We start from the raw sequence: 19,338 nt of genomic DNA on the forward strand, positions 1-19,338 counted from the left end.
AACTAGCCTACCTCCAAATTATTGTTTACGACATTCAATCGATACCCTAGCCCATGGCAAGTTACCAGTATTTTCGGATTACTGGGATCTTCCTCAATTTTTTCTCTCAGCTTCCGAATATGAACATATACAGTGTTAGATGAAGTAAAAGTATCTACACCCCACACTTTATTGATGATGTGATCAATATCGGAAACCCATTCACCGCATTCCAGGAAATATTCCAGCAATCTGTATTCCATCAGTGTAAGCATTTGCCCCTCGCCCTGCTTCCAAATCATTTTGACATTGGGATCAAAAATGACCTCTGGCGATAAATAAATCAGATCTCTTTCCTTCTTTACCTGTTTATAATCACATTGTGAGGAAAGGGAAAGAAGTTGATGCAGAATATCGAGTTCTAGCTGCTCGTTATTGCCTGGTGTGAGAAATACAAATGGAATACTGCTTTTTTCTCTTAGACTTGACCAGATTGATAATTCCTTCAGCGATAGGTCCAACTGACATACAATGACGCCAATACATCGATGATCAACCGCATGTTCAATTTCGTGAAAGAAGTCATAAAACATAATTTGAATACTATTGGATTTATTCATTCGGCTAAAAAACGTCTGGATCGGACTATCGGGTGCAACAACAATTATTGTTTTTTTCATATAATCCCCCTATTTAAATAGCCCTGTTTGCTTTGCTAGAATGGTTCTGCTGCATGTTATGCAATAAAAAATAGTTCTCTCCATTTACCCGAATACTGAGGATCATCCCGCCTTCCATACTCAAGTAAGCTTAACGCAATCCCGACAGCGCCCTGAAGCAAACCTGGGCTATCGAGCAAGACGCGATCTTCCATGTCTTGATAACCGAAAGGAACCGATTCGTCATATCTGTTGACCAGCTTATCAGCCACGATGTCAGAAAACAGCGCAGCGTCTTTACTTCCACATAGTGCATAAATAGAATTTGAGAGTTGTAATAAACCAGCCAACCCATGACAGAATGAAGATGTCATACTATTCAACTCGTAATCACCCAGCTTGAACACGGAGCCCGCAGCTTCCTGTGCAATCGCTTTCCAATGATCATTGTCGCAAATTAATCCTGTTCTTAATAATGTTACCGCGATCCCTAAGGTGCCGTGACACCAGCCCTCAATTTCCCTCGACTCTTCCTCACCATCGTTTAAGGAAAAATGACGCTCAGAAGAAATAGGCCAGTACAATCCGAATCGATCTCTCCGAACGTGCTTGGCCAGATAGTCAGCGATATTGTGAATGACTGCCTGTAAGCCATCCACTTCAAAGCCTTTGTGTAGAGCTGTAGTGAATAGAGCAAGAATTCCTGCTAGACCATGAGCAACCCCAAGCTGAACCACTTCTGTCCGGCTACAGGATATATCCTCCATACATGAGCTGGCTTCTGCAATTAGCATGGAAAAAAAAAGATCGGCAATATCGCGAATACCCTCATCTTGACTGCATTCTAATATATATCTGCCGGCTCCGCTTAAACCATTGACGACCTCCAGAGCATTCCATTGAGATGCTTCTAATATAGTTGTGGCCAGATGTCTTACTATATAATGATTAAGATTTGTCATGGCCTGTCTATAATGAGTTCGATTATCCGATGCTAACAACAGCCCGTAGGATAATCCCGTTATTCCTGCAAAAAGCGAAAGATTAGGAGTGCTGAACGTTAAGTCTTTTGTTAAGGACAGAACATGTTGGTGAATCAGCATCCTCCACTCTTTTTCTGGTTCAAGATGATCCCACTCCGCAAATAACACCCATATTCCAGGAATTCCATCTGCTAGGGAAGCCGGATTCCATGGGGCATCTCCTCTGGAAGGGGACATATTTTCAGGTTTCTTAACTATGCTTTCTATATATGATAGGTTAGCGACTCTTTCCGCTATAGATCGGCTAATCCGGACAGATTGCTCCTTCAAGTGAGTCATCACATTCCCAATGTCTCCTTTTCGTCTAACTGTAATGTGAGAAAAAGACACGGTTTGAATAACCGTGTCTTTTGTTGCGTGTCTGCCTTAACTTAGCAAGTTCTGCAGAATGTCAAGCTGACTTTGCAGTTAAGTGTTCCGGTTAAACAAGATGGAGTACAGATTAGGCCGCTAGCAGGTTGTACTTCCTTAGGAGCAACCTCATCTTTCGCTACTTGCAAATCCAGATCGAATTGGTTCTTCATGGAATATCACCTCCTTCATATTTACAACTCAATAATATAAACCCATTTATTAAATGGTCTTTATTTATTCCTTAATTAATCCTTAAATAAAAAGTCATTATTAAAAGCTTATTAATTAACAATTAATTACATTTTAAAGACAAGAATGGTATTTCGTAACATAATGAAGTATAGAGCAATTAAGGAGGTTACCCGCGTGAATGACTATATATCGATTGTCAAAGAACAAAAGTCTGTTTCCTTACATAATAAAGCAGTAGAAATTAGTAGAGAAATCGCCGTTCGTCTAAGCGATCCCAAATTCGTAATAGAAGCTGTCCATTCTAAAGACAACGTTTTGAGCGGTTCCGATGTATTCCCATGGGGTGACATTTCCCTATCTCATGGCTATCCAGGTAATATTCATCTGCTATCATTATGGAGGGAAATAGACAATACGTTTAATTGGAACGAAGCAATACACTCGAATTTGATAGCGATTCAATCCTATCTTGCTGAATATGGAACACGAGATATATCACTATTTAGCGGCTGGACCGGTATTGCATCATCCGTAGTGGCCGCATCAAATCATGGTGAATTTTATACACAATTTCTAGATAAAATCCATCGCTGGATGGCCCCCTTAATTGAAGAATGGCTGCAGGCCTGTTCGGAGTTAGCAAAACAAAAAAACGGAGTGCCTGTACAAACGTTTGATACGATCTCAGGCGCGAGCGGTCTCGGCAGATATCTGTTAAAAAATTGTGCCGCCCCCCACCTAGCTCCGTTAATAGAACCTCTTCTTCAATTTCTGATCACTCTTACCCAACCGATACAGGTGCATGGCAAGACTGTTCCAGGCTGGTTTACACCTAGCGAGCTTCACTTGACGGACAGAGACAAGCAGATTTTTTCTATGGGCAGCTTTAATTGTGGGATGGCGCACGGTATCCCCGGGCCCCTCGCTTTATTATCCATTGCTTATAACAGCGGAATTGAAATTCCCGGACAGCATAACGCAATTGAATATATGACAGAATGGCTGCTTAGTTCACAAGAGGAAGACGAATTGGGTTCCTACTGGCCCCACATTATTCCTTTTGAATATGATAAAAAGACAGTCGGACATACATTACAACGCCAAAGAGAGGCTTGGTGCTACGGCACACCTGGGGTGACATCCGCTTTATATACAGCCTCACTGAGTTTAAAGAATCCAAGCCTAAAACAGCATGCACTTCAGACCTTTATCCAATCCGTCACCTATGAATGTGAAAAGAATGAAATGAGCTCCCCTTCAATATGCCATGGCTTGTCGGGACTCCTGCTGATGTGTCAGCGTATGTGGAGTAACAGCAAAGCTCCGGAACTTGAACCTTTAATCCAACGAATAACTACCGAATTGCTCCAACGCTTCAATCCCAACCATCCACTATGTTTTAAGGATGCGGAACCGGAATCGGCAGAGAGCACGCGTTGGCTAACAAAAGCTGGGCTTCTGGAGGGAGCTGCTGGAATTGGTTCGGTTCTGCTCAGCGTAGCAGAACAACAGAGTAATGACTGGGATTATCTCCTAATGCTCTCCTAGCCGTACTTCCATTAAACAATATATTTTAGGATAATAAGGTAATTAAATTATTATTTATAAATAAATTCTATCTAGGAAAAATAAATTCTAGATAAACAACCAATAAATAGAAAGCAAATTAATATAATAGTCTAATATAAAGGAGCTCCCATTAATGAGAGCTCCTCTTTTTTATCATTTTCTATTACTGCCAATAATTATACCAACGCTTTCAGCGCAATATCCGACCGGCAGTGCTTCCCTTCAAATTGGATCTGCTCCGCACGCTGATAGGCAATCGCACGCGCAGCCTCAATGTCCGGACCGAGGCCGACGACACCCAATACCCTTCCGCCGTTCGTTCTCCACGTGCCATCCTCATCCCGGGAGGTTCCTGCATGGAAGACAAGGGTATGCTCCGTCTCCTGCTCTAGGCCGGTAATCGGCAGCCCCTTAGGATACGAAGCCGGATAACCGCCGGATGCGAGAATGACACAGACGGCCGCTTCATCGCTCCATTCCAGCTCCAGCTCATCCAGTCTGCCTTCCACTGCTGCAAGGAATACCTCCAGCAGATCGGTCTTGAGACGCGGGAGCACGACCTGCGTCTCCGGATCGCCGAATCGGGCATTGAACTCAATCGTCTTCGGCTTGCCGTCCGGCGTAATCATCAGTCCGGCGAACAGGACGCCGCGGAACGGACGACCTTCCGCAACCATCGCCTTCGCGGTCGGCTTAATAATCGTCTCAACCGCTTCCTCAATGATGCTCGGATCGATATGAGGCAGCGGGGAGTAGGTTCCCATACCGCCCGTGTTCGGCCCCTTATCCCCGTCATATACCGGCTTATGATCCTGGGCCGCAGACATCGGCTTCACTGTCTCTCCGTCAACGAAGGCCAGAATCGACATCTCCTGCCCTTCCAGGAATTCCTCGATGACAACCCGGCTGCCGGCTTCACCGAACACTTTCGACTGCATCATATTATGGAGCGCCTCCTCGGCCTCCTCCATCGTACGAGCAACGGTAACCCCTTTGCCAGCCGCCAGACCGTCGGCCTTAATGACAATAGGCGCTTTCTGCAGCCTTAGATAAGCCAGCGCATCGTCATAGTTGTCAAACTTCTGATAAGCTGCCGTCGGGATGCTGTATTTCTGCAGCAGATCCTTCATGAAGGTTTTGCTGCCTTCAATCTCAGCGGCATTTTTCCGGGGGCCGAAGACAGGAATGCCTGTTGCGTCAAACGCATCAACGATGCCGTCAGCAAGCGGATCATCCGGTCCGACTACGACCAGTCCCACCTGCTTCTCCGCTGCAAAAGCCGTAAGCTTGTCAAACTCCGAGACGGCAATCGGCACGCACTGTGCCAACTGGGCAATCCCCGCATTGCCTGGTGCGCAATAGATCGTTCCCGCTTTCGGGCTTTTGGACAGCGCCCATACGATGGCATGCTCGCGTCCTCCGCCTCCGATAACCAAAATGTCCATGCTCTACCTCCGGTTCATATTAAGATCTTCGGATCGGATCGATCCATCAGCCGCATCGCATCATTCACGGGCTGAATGATTCATGTATTAAAAGGAACTCCCACGGTTCATATGGGCGATGTGTGCTCATTAGTGTTTGAAATGACGCACGCCCGTGAACACCATAGCAATGCCATGCTCATTGGCGGCCTTGATGGATTCCTCGTCCTTGATGGAACCGCCAGGCTGAATGATGGCCGTAATGCCGGCTTTCGCCGCAAGCTCAACCGTATCTCCCATCGGGAAGAACGCATCGGATGCCAGCACAGCTCCCTTGGATTTCTCACCGGCTTGCTCGATAGCGATACGGGCAGCGCCGACGCGGTTCATCTGTCCTGCGCCCACGCCAATCGTCATATTATCGGCCGCAAGCACAATGGCGTTCGATTTCACGTGTTTTACAACCTTCCAGCCGAACAGCAGCTGTTTCAGCTCCGCCTCCGTAGGCTCGCGATCGGTAACCACTTTCAGATCCGCCGGATCGAGGGAATGCACATCGCTCTCCTGCACAATCATGCCGCCTTCGATGGTTGTAACCGCCAGCGTGCTTTTCCGTTCTTTAGCCGAGGCGAATTCACCCATCTTGAGCAGACGGATATTCTTCTTCTTGGTCAGAATTTCAAGCGCTTCCGGGGTGAAATCCGGCGCAAGAATAATCTCAAGGAAAATCTCCTTCAGCAGTTCGGCCGTCGGTGCATCAATCGTACGGTTGGCAGCCACAATCCCGCCAAAGATCGATACCGGATCAGCGTCATAAGCTTTCTGGTATGCCTCCAGCACATGGTTACCGATACCGACTCCGCATGGATTCATATGCTTCACGGCAACGACAGCGGGCTCGTCAAATTCTTTGACAATTTGCAGCGCGGCATTCGCATCATTGATGTTGTTGTAGGACAGCTCTTTGCCATGAAGCTGCTCAGCGGTTGTCAGCGTGCCGGCCGGAGCAAGCGGCTTCTTGTAAAAGGCCGCCTTTTGATGCGGATTCTCCCCGTAGCGAAGATCCTGGATCTTCTCATAAGTAACGCTGAAACGCTCAGGCAGCGGATCGCCGGTCACATTCGACAAATATTCGGAAATGAGCGTGTCATACGCGCCTGTGTGACGGAACACTTTGGCCGCAAGCCGCTTGCGCGTTTCAAGCGTCGTGTCTCCGGCACTGCGAATTTCCTCAATGACCGTGCCATAATCCGCCGCATCGACAACAACACTGACAAATGCGTGGTTTTTTGCAGCCGAACGCAGCATCGTCGGGCCGCCAATGTCGATATTCTCAATCGCATCCTCGTAGGCCACGTCAGGCTTGGCAATCGTCTCCTGGAACGGGTACAGATTCACCACCACAAGGTCGATATAATCCAGGCCCAGCTCCTGCATTTGCCGCTGATGCTCTTCACTGTCACGGATCGCCAGCAAGCCGCTATGAACGGCAGGATGCAATGTTTTCACCCGGCCATCCAAAATCTCCGGGAACCCAGTTACGTCCGAAATCCCGATTACCGGCACCCCTTCTTTGGCTAAGAGGCTCTTGGTGCCTCCTGTCGAAATAATCTCCACCCCTAGTGCAGACAGTTCCCGGCAAAATTCCACGATCCCTGTTTTATCCGAAACGCTGACCAATGCTCGTTTGATTCCCACGTCTATACCTCCTATATGGAATGAAAAATCCGTTGTTTTGCAATCTCATGCCGTTCATGCTCACAGATGCTGTCGATAAACCGAACGGTTAAAAATATTTCCCGAGAAATATCGAACATGTCGATTATTCCACAATCGTCACCTTACGCCCATCAAGCGATACCCGGCCTCCGGTAAACCAGGACACGACCTCAGGATATAGCTTGTGCTCCACCGTATGAATTCGCTGGGCCAAAGTTTCAGCATCATCACCAGCCAGCACTTCGACCGCCCGCTGCGCGATCACCGGCCCCGTATCCATACCGCCATCCACAAAGTGAACGGTAACGCCGGTCACTTTCACACCGTATTGCAGCGCTTGTCCGATCGCATCCTTGCCTGGAAATGCCGGAAGCAGCGAGGGGTGAATATTGATGATCTTACCGCTGTAGGCTTCGACAAGCACAGGGCTCAGCAGCCGCATATAACCAGCCAGCACAATCAATTGAACGCCTTTTCGCGCAAGCTCCGCAGCGACCCCGCGTTCATAGTCCTCCTTCGAGGCGTAATCCTTCGGCTGAAACACATAGGTGTCCACCCCCGCAGCCTGCGCCAGTCCGACGACCGGCGCTTGCGGTTTGTCACAGACCAGAACACAGATGTCGCCGCCGAGAACACCAGCTCGCTGCGCGTCCACCAAAGCCTGAAAATTGCTGCCTCTGCCGGAAGCGAACACCGCGATCCGATACGCGCTCATTATACTTCAGCCCCCGTAAAGGTAACCTTCTGATCTCCGGATGTCACACGCCCGATCACATACGCTTCTTCCCCTGCAGCACGCAGAGATTGAAGCGCAGTCTCGGCATCCTGCTCCTTAACGACAAGCACCATCCCGATCCCCATATTAAATGTCGTAAACATATCGCGGTTCGAGATGCTGCCCTTCTCCTGCATCAGCTGGAAAATCGGCAGAATCGGCCAGGAGCCGTAATCGATGTCGACATTGACGTTCTCTGGCAGCATGCGCGGAATATTCTCAATAAATCCGCCTCCTGTAATATGCGCCATGCCTTTGACCTCGATCTCCTTCATTAAACCGAGCAGCGGTTTCACATAGATTCTCGTTGGCGCCAGCAGCACATCACCCAGCCGACCGCCAAGCTCTGGAAGCTCCTGCTCCAGCGAATAGCCGCTTTGCTCCAGCAGCAGCTTGCGCACAAGCGAGAAGCCATTGCTGTGCACGCCGCTGGATGCCAGTCCGATGACCGTGTCGCCTGCCGCAATGCTTGATCCGTTGATCATATTCTTACGGTCCACAATACCAACGGTAAAGCCGGCGATATCATACTCGCCTTCACTGTACATGCCCGGCATTTCAGCGGTTTCGCCGCCGATCAGCGAGCAGCCAGCCTGATTGCATCCGTCCGCAATGCCTTTGACAATCGCTTCGATTTTGGCTGGGATGACTTTGTCACAGGCCAAATAATCGAGAAAAAAGAGCGGCTCTGCCCCCTGCACGACAACGTCGTTGACACACATCGCCACCGCATCGATGCCGATCGTGTCATGCCGGTCCATTGCAAAAGCAAGCTTCAGCTTGGTACCAACCCCGTCCGTGCCGGAAACAAGCACCGGCTCTTCATATAAATCCTTATTCAGCTTGAACAGCGCGCCAAACCCGCCCAGATCGGTCATGACCTCCGGCCTGAACGTCGTTTTGACATGCTTCTTCATCCGCTCTACGGCTTCATTGCCCGCTGCGATATCCACGCCTGCGTTTTTATAAGTATCCGACACGAGCTCAACACTCCTTTAGCTTATTGAGAACATCGGTGATCGAAATCGTCCAACATCCTGATATATTTCATCTGATGAATCAGCAATTTGCTTAACTCTTCGTCTATATAGCGCCCCAGGCGCTTGAGATACTCGATAACTTGCCGCTTAGGGTCACTGTGCTTTGTACACTGTATATTTCACGGGCTTAACCTTTCACCGGGCTCCGTAAACTCACGGGGTCATGCGCTGCATTCATCCAATCCTTCACCCGCTTAACATCTAAATCAAGCATTGTGCCTGGGTTTGTACGATGATTCGCACAAACCGCGCACAAACCTTTAATCCGCAGGCCACACACGACCCGGGTGGCACTACAGGAGGATCAGCAGCTGCAGCTCATCTTCTCATCGCCGCCGAAATCAACCGGGGTCGGGTAATCATTGTCAAAGCAGGCCAGGCACAGTCCACCTTTGAAACTGGCCTCATCATAGCCTCCGATCGCTGCAATCAGCCCTTCAGGACTCAGGAAGGAGAGCGAATCGGCATTTATTTCCCGGCAAATCTCTTCCACCGTTTTGGAGGAAGCGATCAGCTCCTTGCGATCCGGCGTATCGATACCGTAGAAGCAAGGATTCTTGAACGGAGGCGACGTAATGCGCACATGCACCTCGGTCGCTCCCGCCTCCCTCAGCAGATTGACGATCCGGCGGGAGGTCGTGCCCCGCACGATGGAGTCATCGATCATGACCACGCGTTTGCCTTCGACCACCCGGCGCACGGCGCTCAGCTTCATCTTGACGCCCTGTTCGCGCAGCTCCTGGCTTGGCTGGATGAAGGTCCGGCCGGTATATTTATTTTTGATCAGGCCAAGCTCGTACGGAATGCCCGTCTGCTCAGCATAGCCGATGGCCGCCGAGATGCTGGAATCCGGCACGCCAGTCACCACATCCGCATCGACAAAGGATTCAATCGCCATCCGGCTGCCCATCCGTTTGCGAGCCGAGTGCAGATTGGAGCCGTTCAGATCGCTGTCAGGCCGGGAGAAGTAAATGTACTCCATCGCACAGAGCGCCTTGCGCCCCGGAGAGGTGTAACGCTCTTCGCGCAAGCCATCCTTGTCGAGAATCAGCAGTTCTCCTGGGGCAATATCCCGAACGGTCTCCGCCCCGATCACTTCAAACGCACAGGTCTCGGATGCGAATACATATGCATCCCCCAAGCGTCCCATCGTCAGCGGACGAAGTCCGTTCGGATCGGAAGCGACGAGAAGCCTGTCATTCGTCATGAGCAGAAAAGCAAATCCGCCCACCAAACGCTGCAGCGCATCCTTGGCCGCCTCGACAAAATCCTTCGGCGAGCGCGCAATCAAATGCGCAATCACCTCGGTATCGCTCGTCGTCTGAAAGATCGAGCCCTGCTGCTCCAGCTCCCGCCGCAGCTTAGGCTCATTCACGATATTGCCGTTGGTCGCAATCGCCAGATTGCCTTCCCGATATTTGAATACGAGCGGCTGGGCGTTCGCAAGCCGGCTGTCTCCGCTGGTGGAATAACGAACATGCCCAATCGACATGCTCCCCTTCAGCGACTCCAGCTTGTCCCGGTCAAACACTTCCTTGACCAGTCCCATGCCGCGATGATAATTGAAATCCTCGCCTTCCCCATCCGACACGCAGATTCCTGCGCTCTCCTCACCGCGGTGCTGAAGCGCGTGAAGGCCGTAATAGGAAAGGGAGGCGGCGTCAGGGTGTCCAAACACCCCGAAAACGCCGCACTCTTCTTTTAACGTATCAAAAATGTCGCTTCGACCTGTTCCCTCATTGTAGTAATCCCCTGTCCACAGTGCATCGGGTATCAGTTCATGAGACATGGAATGGCATCCTCCCAGACGGATTTCAAAGCCTCCACGGATTCTTCCAGCGCAGAAGCACCGTTAATCGTAATGCTAAGCTTGTTTCCTCCGACCAGACCTACTGGGGTAAATGGCACACCCGCTTCCTGCACCAGCTGTTCAAACGAATTTTTGTGATCCGGCGAAATGGATAGCACGATGCGGGACTGGCTTTCGCTGAAGAGCATAATATCACTCCGCAGCTCACTTGCCAGCGCAATCGATGCGCCGACATTGCCGCTGATGCAGCTCTCGGCAAGCGCAGCCGCAAGCCCGCCTTCGGACACGTCATGTGCGGATTGCACCAATCCGGACTGAATCGCCTTCAGCACAGCGGAAAGCAGTTTCTTCTCGGTAGCAAGATCAAGCTGAGGCGGTCTGCCTTCGGACACGCCGTGCACAACAGCCTGGAACTCACTGCCGCCAAGCTCTGCATAAGTCTCACCGAGCACATACACAAGATCGCCTTCGGCTTTAAAGCCTTGGGTTGTAATATGATCCGTATCGTGGATCAAGCCGACCATGCCAACCACCGGTGTCGGGTAGATCGCGCCTTTGGCATTCTCGTTGTACAGGCTGACATTGCCGCCGATAACCGGCGTCTCCAGCTCGCGGCAGGCTTCCGCCATGCCGTCCACCGCTTGTTCCATCTGCCAGAAAATATCCGGCTTCTCCGGACTGCCGAAGTTCAGGTTGTCCGTAATCGCCAGCGGCTCGGCGCCTGAGCATACAATGTTGCGCGCTGCTTCGCTGACTGCAATTTTGCCGCCCAGCTCCGGATCCAGGTATACATAACGCCCGTTGCAATCCGTTGTCATCGCCAGCGCCTTGCGCGTGCCTTCAACGGTCACTACCGCTGCGTCCGAACCCGGACGAACGGCCGTGCTTGTGCGAACCATATAGTCATATTGGTTATAGACCCAGGCTTTGCTTGCCAGGCTCGGGGAACCGAGCACCTTCTTGAGGGCACCGCCCAGATCCTTCACTTCCTCATAACGCAGCGTGTCGACAGAAGCCTGCTCCTTGTAATAGGCAGGAACCTCAGACGGCTTGTTGTAGATCGGGCACTCGTCCACCAGCGCTTTGACCGGCATGTCGCCAACCACTTCGCCGTGATGGAACAGCTTCAGACGTCCATCGTCGGTTACTTTGCCGACTTTGGCGCAGATGACGCCCCAGCGCTCGAAAATTTCGCGCGCCTGCGCCTCATGCCGCGGCTCTACGACAAACAGCATGCGCTCCTGGGACTCGGACAGCATCATTTCATAAGGCGTCATGCCTTCCTCGCGCTGCGGCACCTGATCCAGGTACAGCTCAAGCCCGTTGCCGGCCTTGCTCGCCATCTCGGCGCTGGAGCAGGTTAAGCCTGCGGCGCCCATATCCTGAATCCCAAGCACGATGCCAGAATTGATCAATTCCAGACATGCTTCCATGACCAGCTTCTCCATGAACGGATCGCCAACCTGAACCGCTGTCCGGTTTGCTTCCGATTCCTCGGTCAGCTCGACGGAGGCAAAGGTCGCTCCGTGAATGCCGTCCCGGCCCGTAGGAGGACCTACGTAGAAGACTGGATTGCCGACCCCTTTGGCCACGCCGCGCTGAATTTTGTCATGCTCGATAATGCCGACACACATCGCGTTGACCAGCGGGTTGCCTTCATAACTCTCGTCAAACACCACTTCCCCGCCGACAGTCGGAATGCCGATACAGTTCCCGTAACCGGCGATGCCGGATACGACATGCTCGAACAAATATTTCACCCGGTCGCTCTCCAGCTTGCCGAAGCGAAGCGAGTTGAGGATCGCCACCGGTCTTGCACCCATCGAGAAGATGTCGCGGATGATGCCGCCAACACCTGTCGCTGCGCCTTGGTATGGCTCGACTGCCGAAGGGTGGTTATGGCTCTCAATTTTAAATACAACGGCCTGATTGTCGCCGATATCTACAATCCCTGCGCCTTCACCGGGTCCCATCAGGACGCGCGGACCGCTTGTCGGAAAGCGGCGGAGCAGCGGCTTGGAATTTTTATAAGCGCAATGCTCGGACCACATGACACTGAACACGCCGATTTCCGTGTAATTCGGCTTGCGTCCCATGAAGGAACAGATCAGCTCATACTCGCTGTCCGAAACTCCCATCTGCTTGTAAATCTGATGTTCTGCGATCTGCTCTGCGGTCGGTTCCTTAGCGGACGTTTGCTGCGCCATGAGTATCCCTCCAAGCTTGTAATATGGATGTGAACATTGCCTTGCCGTCGACCGATCCGAGCAGACTGCTCACGGCCCGCTCCGGATGCGGCATCATGCCGATCACATTGCCGCGCTCGTTGCAGATGCCTGCAATATCCGCCACCGAGCCGTTCGGATTATCCTTGTACGTAAATACGATTTGCCGGTTGTCCCGGAGCTGCTTCAGCGTTGCTTCATCACAGTAATAGTTGCCCTCGCCATGTGCAATCGGGATCACAATCTCCTGTCCCTCTGCATAATCACGTGTAAATGGCGTCGTATTGTTGACTACCTTAAGCACACTGTCATGACAACGGAACTTCATCGATTCATTGCGGCGGAGCGCTCCCGGAAGAAGTCCTGCCTCCGTCAAAATCTGGAATCCGTTGCAGATGCCAAGTACATATTTGCCTTCTTCAGCCGCTTTGGCCACTTCGTTCATCACCGGGGCGAACCGGGAAATCGCACCACACCGCAGGTAATCCCCATAAGAGAACCCGCCAGGTACCAAAATGCAGTCGTAAGGGGAGAGATCCGTCGCCGTATGCCACACATAATCCACCGGCTGGCCGATCGTCTCTTCCACCGCCTTGTAGCAGTCAATGTCACAGTTGGAGCCGGGAAATACCAGCACTGCAAATCTCATTCGTTTAGCCCTCCAATTCGTACCGGTAGTTCTCGACCACCGTATTCGCCAGAAGCTTCTCACACATTTCCTTGACGCGGCGCTCCGCCTCTTCGCGGTTGTCCGTGTTCAGCTCAAGCTCCATATATTTACCGATGCGCAAGCTTTCCACTTCCTTATAGCCTATCGAATGAAGCGCTCCCTGCACCGCTACCCCTTGAGGGTCCAATACGCTCTGCTTAATCGTGACGTAAACCTTTGCTTTCAACATCTTATCCAGTTCCTCCTCGGTATATATGAATGATGGCAAGCTTCAGATTCTTACAGACTGGCCGCCGTAAGACGGCGGTAAATATCGGTGTAGCGGCGCGTCGTTTCCTCCACTACATGCGGCGGGAGCGGGTCGGGCTCGCTGTTCTTATCCCAGCCGGAGGAAGCAAGGTAGGTGCGCACAGGCTCCTTGTCCATGCTGTCAATTTCAATGTCCAGCGCGTAATTCGCCTCGTCCCAGAAGCGGGAAGAGTCCGGCGTGAAGATCTCGTCGATCAGGATGAGCTCTCCGTCCAGCAGACCGAATTCAAACTTGCAATCTGCCAAAATGATGCCGTGCCGGCTGCAGTACTCACGAGCGAACGTGTACAGTTCCAGGCTTTTCGCCTGAAGCTGCTCTGCGAGCTCTTCGCCGACAAGCTCCTTCATGCGTTCAAACGAAATGTCCTCGTCATGGCCGACATCATTTTTGGCTGCCGGTGTGAAGATCGGCTCCGGAAAAGCCGCATTCTTGCGCATGCCCTCCGGCAGCTGAATGCCGTTCACCTCACCGGAGGTCTGGTACTGCCGCCAGCCGCCGCCGGTGATGTAGCCGCGCACCACACATTCAATGTCAATGCGCTCCGCTCTGCGGCACACCATGATGCGCCCGTCCAGCAGCGCCTTGTCCTTGACGATGTCCCCCAGCAGATTCACATCCGTGTGCACGACATGGTTCGGAATCAGATGCCGGGTCTGCTCAAACCAGAAAGCGCTCAGCTTGTTCAGCACCGTGCCCTTCGCAGGCACCGGCGGTTCCAGCACGTAATCAAAAGCAGAGATGCGGTCCGTTACTACAATGAGAACATGTTCACCCAGATCATACAGCTCGCGAACCTTGCCTTTATACAGCAGCGGCGCCTGGATCAGATGGACTGCGGTCGATAAAGCCGGTAATGTCATGTGCTCCTCCCCCTGGGGCGGCTGCGCCTCTAAGCTGGCATCAGCCGCCCGCCAATTCTTCAGTTGAACGATGGCGTATCGGAATTGCTGCGTAAGCCGAAATTGGTCATCTATCTGTTCCATACAGCTTAATTGCGGTGGTATCTATCGGTTTCCCTTGGTTTTATTCCAGACCCAGCTTGGCAAAAATCGTATCCACATGCTTCAGATGCCAGCTAGGATTAAAGGCATCCTCGATGTCTTCAGGGCTGAGCACCTCGGTAATCTCAGGCGTCGCCTCGACGATCTCGCGGAACTGACGCTGCTCCTCCCAAGCCTGCATCGCGCGCGGCTGCACGGTATCGTAGGCCTGCTCGCGGCTGAAGCCCTTGTCGATCAGCTTGGTCATGATGCGGCCGGAGAATGGCACCCCGAACGTGCGGGTCATGTTGCGCTTCATGTTCTCAGGGAAGACGGTCAGATTCTGAACGATATTGCCAAAACGGTTCAGCATATAGTTCAGCAGCATGGTTGCGTCCGGCAGAATGATGCGCTCTACCGACGAGTGGGAAATGTCGCGTTCATGCCAGAGCGGCACATTCTCGTAAGCCGATACCATGTGGCCGCGAATGACGCGGGCCAGACCCGAGATGTTCTCGGAGCCGATCGGGTTGCGCTTGTGCGGCATCGCAGACGAGCCCTTCTGCCCTTTGGCGAACGCCTCTTCCACCTCGCGAACCTCGCTCTTCTGGAGCGCGCGGATCTCGGTTGCAAATTTCTCCAGCGATGTCGCGATCAGGGCCAGCGTAGCCATATACTCGGCATGGCGGTCACGCTGCAGCGTTTGGGTCGAGATTGGAGCCGGCTTGGTGCCAAGCTTGCGGCATACAAACTCTTCCACGAACGGATCGATGTTGGCATAGGTTCCGACCGCGCCGGAAATTTTGCCGTACTGAACGCCGTCAGCCGCGTGGCGGAAGCGCTCCAGATTGCGGATCATCTCTTCATGCCACAGGGCCATTTTCAATCCGAAGGTTGTCGGCTCCGCATGCACCCCATGCGTTCTTCCCATCATCGGCGTATGTTTGTACGCAATGGCCTTATCCTTCAGAATCCCGATAAAACGCAGAATGTCCTGCTCCAGAATGTCATTCGCCTGCTTCAGCAGGTAGCCGTTCGCGGTGTCCACCACGTCCGTCGAGGTCAGCCCGTAATGCACCCATTTCCGTTCCTCGCCCAGCGTTTCGGATACCGCACGCGTGAAGGCAATGACATCATGGCGCGTCTCCTGCTCGATCTCATATATGCGATCTATGTTGAAGCTTGCGTTCTGGCGGAGCTTGACCGTATCCTCCTTCGGGATCACACCGAGTTCTGCCCACGCTTCACATGCGCACAGCTCCACTTCAAGCCATGCCCGAAACTTGTTCTCTTCCGTCCATATCGCTCGCATTTCCGGTCTGCTGTATCGTTCAATCATCGTTTAATCCTGCCTCCAAATCTTTGTTTTCTCTACCCAATCCAGCCCGCTCTGCACATCAGCGCACAGCAGGTTGATATGTCCCATCTTGCGGTTTACCTTCGCTTCGCTCTTCCCGTACAGATGCAGCTTCGGCACGATGCCCAGATCTTCGGCAAGTTCATCGGGCTGGCCGAAGCGGCCGATGACTTCCTCCAGATGCTGGCCAAGCACATTGACCATGACGACAGGCGTGAGTAGTGTTGTCTCCCCGAGCGGCAGGTCGCAGATCGCTCTGACATGCTGCTCGAACTGGGATGTCGTGCAGGCCTCCATCGTGTAATGACCCGAGTTATGCGGTCTTGGAGCCAGCTCATTCACATACAGTTCGCCTTCCTCGGTTACAAACATCTCCACGGCCAGCAGCCCCACCGCGTTCAGCCCGGCGGCTACCCGCTCTGCCAGCTCTGTTGCCCGTTTCAGCACCTCGTCCGGCACCCGGGCAGGCACGATCGACAGATGCAATATATTGTTTACATGCACATTTTCTGCCGGCGGGAAGCTTTTGATACGACCGCTTGGCGTCCGGGCTGCAATGACGGAAATCTCACACGCGAACTTCACGAATTTCTCCAGCACCAGCTCGGCGCCGGTCGAAGCCAGCGTGTCATAAGCGGCGGCCAATTCCTCTTCCCTGCGAATGACGGCCTGGCCTTTCCCGTCGTAGCCTCCTGTAGCGGTCTTCAGCACACACGGCAGGCCCAGCTCCGCCGCCGCCGAGGTCAGCTCTTCCAGACTGCGGATCTGGCGATAAGGTGCCACCGGCACACCGGCAGCTTCAATCGCCGCTTTCTCCCGCAGCCGGTGCTGGGTCGTGTACAGCAGCCTGCTGCCCTGCGGCACATAAGACTGCTCCTCCAGCAGAGCGGCTACGTTCGCATCCACATTCTCAAATTCATACGTAATGACATCCGCCTTCTCCGCCAGCTGTCGGGCAGCCTCGACATCGTCATAGGCCGCCGTAATCTGCTCTGCGATCTGGCCAAGTGGAGACTGGGGCGCCGGATCCAGTGTAACGAAGGAGTAGCCCATGCGCACGCCTTCCAGCGCAATCATCCGTCCCAGCTGTCCGCCGCCCAGAACACCGATCGTTGTCCCCGGCAGAAGCGGCTTGGCGGCTGCCGTCTGCTCATTCTGATATGGCTGTCTCATAGGTTATCACTGCCCTCCAGCACTTCGTCGCGAATACGATCCCGCCGCGCCTGTACTCTGGCGCGAACCTGCGGATCCGCGGCGCCCAGAATCTGTGCAGCCAGCAGCCCGGCATTCACGGCCCCGGCTTTGCCGATCGCCACGGTGGCGACCGGAATGCCGCCTGGCATCTGGACAATCGACAGCAGCGAATCGAGGCCATTCAGCGACTTGGACTGTACCGGCACACCGATGACCGGTAGCGGCGTCTTGGCAGCCACCATTCCCGGCAGATGCGCTGCACCGCCCGCACCGGCAATGATAACCCGAAGGCCGCGGCCTTCGGCTTCCTCCGCATATCGGAACATGAGATCCGGGGTCCGATGCGCGGATACCACCTTTTTCTCATATGGAATTTCAAGCTCCTCCAGGATCTGACACGCATGGGACATCGTTTCCCAATCGGATTGGCTTCCCATAATAACGCCTACCTGTACTGTCATGTTCTAATCCTCGCTTTCGACTCAATGATTTGTCCATATACTCAAGAAAAAAGTCCGATCCCACAGGCAGCATCCATCAGCTCAGGTCTCGGACAATCCGGGAATGAAAGCGTCTTTACTTAAACAGCCCGCAGGCAATATAAAAACAGGAAGATCCGTGCATCCGCCGTAACGATGCGGATTGAAGCCAGACCTCGTTCCTGCCTTACCGCTTTCATTCCCTCGTAGTCCGAAAATTTACGGTTTTCGGGTAGAGACTTCCGGGCCGTATTCCCGGCTTTATACGAGTCATATTTAAATGTGATCATTCCGATTTCATTGGTTCTTTTCTGTCGCAACATCCTCAGTTTATCAATTTCTGACACCAAGTGTCAACCAAAACACGAACATTTGATTAACTCAAAATAGCAATGTTCGTGTCTGGCGAAAATCCAGATTATCTCTTCTTATATGAAGGAAACGTATAGGACCAGCATATATGGAAAATGTTAACGATAAATAAAACCGTAGGGGCACTGCATGCGCGAGGCGGCGGAAACGAGGCCCTATGGGAGCCCGTACCGGCTACCGCCATCGTAAAATGCCCATAAAAAAGGGCCAACCAGAAATAACTGGTTAACCTGATAATACGAAAAGAGACGCTAAATCGCGCCTCTCGTTATTTAACAACCAATACAGGGATGGTGGCATGCTGGACGACATTGTGACTGACACTGCCCAGGACAAACTCGCGAATGCCGCCAAGCCCCCGGCTGCCGACCACGATCAGGTCCGAGCCGTTCTGCTTCGCATACTCCAGAATAACCTCCGCCGGGCCTCCCTGAATCATCTCGACGTTCGCATGAATCCCGGCATGCTGCACTTGCTTCTTGGCTTCTTCCACCGTCTGCACCGCGATGTCATACACATCCTTGTTCAGCGTCGCGGGAATCGGAGCCAGCGCCTCCCCGATAAAGAATCGAGGATAATCATACGCATGCACGACATCCAGAACAGCATCCGGCGATGCTTGAGCAAGCTCGATCGCGCGTCCCAGCGCTTTACTTGCGGCTTCCGAACCGTCATATGCCAGCAATATCTTCGTAAACAGCATGACAGCCACCTCTTTTTCACTTCGGGGTTATCTAATCCTTAAGGACAACAGCTTTCTTATCATTTAAACTTCGGCCACGCGATTGAAACCCGCTGCGCCTATCCCCAGAAGTATCCGTATAAAACAGCATTCAAAAATAGCAGCAATGGCACACCGATCTTGAAGGACAGGTGCCTTGTCTTGTGGCGCTTGCGATACATCGCAATCCAGGTGCCTAACGCGCCGCCGATGGCCGCAAGCAAAAACAGCGTGCGCTCCGGCATCCGCTCCCTGCCCATTCTGGCCCGCCGCTTGTCCTCGGACATGACCAGATAGGTGACCGTATTAATGAATATAAACCAGACGATTAGCGCCGTCTGCATCAGTCCCCGCCCCCTGTTCCTCCTGCCGCCTGCGACAGGCAGCCGATTCACGATTACTTTCATTATAGAGCCGCAGAACCGGCAAAACAATGGCAGCTCGTTTCGTCGGGGGCCAGGGAGCA

Annotated in this window: 18 protein-coding genes and 1 riboswitch; of the genes, 1 reads left to right on the forward strand and 17 read right to left on the reverse strand. The window is 52.6% G+C overall.

Annotation, left to right across the window (positions count from 1 at the left end; genetic code table 11):
- Window positions 1–2: 2 nt before the first annotated feature.
- From MKX64_RS05860 to MKX64_RS05870, 3 genes are all read right to left on the reverse strand, one after another.
- Complete coding sequence (locus MKX64_RS05860; protein ID WP_095267179.1) at window positions 3–659, reverse strand: winged helix-turn-helix domain-containing protein; 657 nt, start codon at window positions 657–659, stop codon at window positions 3–5.
- Window positions 660–715: 56 nt separating this feature from the next.
- The gene (locus MKX64_RS05865; protein WP_095267178.1) at window positions 716–1,960 is read right to left on the reverse strand and encodes a lanthionine synthetase C family protein; all 1,245 of its coding nucleotides are present in this window, start codon (window positions 1,958–1,960) and stop codon (window positions 716–718) included.
- Window positions 1,961–2,052: 92 nt separating this feature from the next.
- On the reverse strand, window positions 2,053–2,205 hold the full coding sequence (locus tag MKX64_RS05870) for an FDLD family class I lanthipeptide (protein WP_095267177.1): 153 nt from the start codon (window positions 2,203–2,205) through the stop codon (window positions 2,053–2,055).
- Window positions 2,206–2,401: 196 nt separating this feature from the next.
- Between MKX64_RS05870 and MKX64_RS05875 the strand changes: the two genes are divergently transcribed.
- A complete protein-coding gene (locus tag MKX64_RS05875) occupies window positions 2,402–3,775 on the forward strand; it encodes a lanthionine synthetase C family protein (RefSeq protein WP_255223044.1) in 1,374 nt (457 codons plus the stop codon).
- Between the two features lie 197 nt (window positions 3,776–3,972).
- Here MKX64_RS05875 and purD read toward each other — a convergent pair whose 3' ends face one another.
- From purD to MKX64_RS05945, 14 genes are all read right to left on the reverse strand, one after another.
- On the reverse strand, window positions 3,973–5,241 hold the full coding sequence (gene purD / locus MKX64_RS05880) for a phosphoribosylamine--glycine ligase (RefSeq protein ID WP_095398639.1): 1,269 nt from the start codon (window positions 5,239–5,241) through the stop codon (window positions 3,973–3,975).
- Between the two features lie 129 nt (window positions 5,242–5,370).
- Window positions 5,371–6,918 carry a bifunctional phosphoribosylaminoimidazolecarboxamide formyltransferase/IMP cyclohydrolase gene (gene purH / locus MKX64_RS05885; RefSeq protein WP_095398638.1) on the reverse strand — a complete coding sequence of 516 codons (1,548 nt, stop codon included), beginning with the start codon at window positions 6,916–6,918 and terminating at the stop codon, window positions 5,371–5,373.
- A 124-nt stretch (window positions 6,919–7,042) separates the two neighbouring features.
- Window positions 7,043–7,654 (reverse strand): phosphoribosylglycinamide formyltransferase, encoded by a 612-nt coding sequence (purN, locus tag MKX64_RS05890; RefSeq protein ID WP_095398637.1) that lies wholly within the window; start codon window positions 7,652–7,654, stop codon window positions 7,043–7,045.
- Window positions 7,654–8,694, reverse strand: coding sequence for a phosphoribosylformylglycinamidine cyclo-ligase (purM, locus tag MKX64_RS05895; RefSeq protein WP_095398636.1), 1,041 nt, complete (start codon window positions 8,692–8,694; stop codon window positions 7,654–7,656). The genes purN and purM overlap by 1 nt, the downstream gene beginning before the upstream one ends.
- 364 nt (window positions 8,695–9,058) lie before the next feature.
- Window positions 9,059–10,543 (reverse strand): amidophosphoribosyltransferase, encoded by a 1,485-nt coding sequence (purF, locus tag MKX64_RS05900; RefSeq protein WP_341035510.1) that lies wholly within the window; start codon window positions 10,541–10,543, stop codon window positions 9,059–9,061.
- Entirely contained in the window at window positions 10,528–12,771 is a 2,244-nt protein-coding gene (gene purL / locus MKX64_RS05905) for a phosphoribosylformylglycinamidine synthase subunit PurL (protein WP_095267168.1), read from the reverse strand. Before purL ends, purF begins: the two co-directional genes overlap by 16 nt.
- Window positions 12,749–13,438: a phosphoribosylformylglycinamidine synthase subunit PurQ gene (gene purQ / locus MKX64_RS05910; protein ID WP_095267167.1), complete on the reverse strand. Its 690-nt coding sequence runs from the start codon at window positions 13,436–13,438 to the stop codon at window positions 12,749–12,751. Before purQ ends, purL begins: the two co-directional genes overlap by 23 nt.
- A gap of 4 nt (window positions 13,439–13,442) precedes the next feature.
- Complete coding sequence (gene purS / locus MKX64_RS05915; protein WP_095267166.1) at window positions 13,443–13,688, reverse strand: phosphoribosylformylglycinamidine synthase subunit PurS; 246 nt, start codon at window positions 13,686–13,688, stop codon at window positions 13,443–13,445.
- Between the two features lie 50 nt (window positions 13,689–13,738).
- Window positions 13,739–14,629 (reverse strand): phosphoribosylaminoimidazolesuccinocarboxamide synthase, encoded by an 891-nt coding sequence (locus MKX64_RS05920; protein WP_095267165.1) that lies wholly within the window; start codon window positions 14,627–14,629, stop codon window positions 13,739–13,741.
- Window positions 14,630–14,792: 163 nt separating this feature from the next.
- The gene (purB, locus tag MKX64_RS05925) at window positions 14,793–16,088 is read right to left on the reverse strand and encodes an adenylosuccinate lyase (RefSeq protein WP_095398633.1); all 1,296 of its coding nucleotides are present in this window, start codon (window positions 16,086–16,088) and stop codon (window positions 14,793–14,795) included.
- Window positions 16,089–16,091: 3 nt separating this feature from the next.
- Window positions 16,092–17,279 (reverse strand): 5-(carboxyamino)imidazole ribonucleotide synthase, encoded by a 1,188-nt coding sequence (purK, locus tag MKX64_RS05930; RefSeq protein ID WP_095267163.1) that lies wholly within the window; start codon window positions 17,277–17,279, stop codon window positions 16,092–16,094.
- Complete coding sequence (gene purE, locus MKX64_RS05935; RefSeq protein ID WP_095267162.1) at window positions 17,276–17,761, reverse strand: 5-(carboxyamino)imidazole ribonucleotide mutase; 486 nt, start codon at window positions 17,759–17,761, stop codon at window positions 17,276–17,278. The genes purK and purE overlap by 4 nt, the downstream gene beginning before the upstream one ends.
- Window positions 17,762–17,966: 205 nt before the next feature.
- Window positions 17,967–18,068, reverse strand: a riboswitch (purine riboswitch).
- Between the two features lie 351 nt (window positions 18,069–18,419).
- Window positions 18,420–18,854 (reverse strand): universal stress protein, encoded by a 435-nt coding sequence (locus MKX64_RS05940; protein ID WP_095267161.1) that lies wholly within the window; start codon window positions 18,852–18,854, stop codon window positions 18,420–18,422.
- Between the two features lie 98 nt (window positions 18,855–18,952).
- A complete protein-coding gene (locus tag MKX64_RS05945) occupies window positions 18,953–19,216 on the reverse strand; it encodes a DUF1294 domain-containing protein (RefSeq protein WP_095267160.1) in 264 nt (87 codons plus the stop codon).
- Window positions 19,217–19,338: the final 122 nt, after the last annotated feature.

It is taken from the genome of Paenibacillus sp. FSL M8-0334 (assembly GCF_038000405.1).
In the GTDB taxonomy this organism is placed as follows: Bacteria; Bacillota; Bacilli; order Paenibacillales; family Paenibacillaceae; genus Paenibacillus_AQ; species Paenibacillus_AQ campinasensis.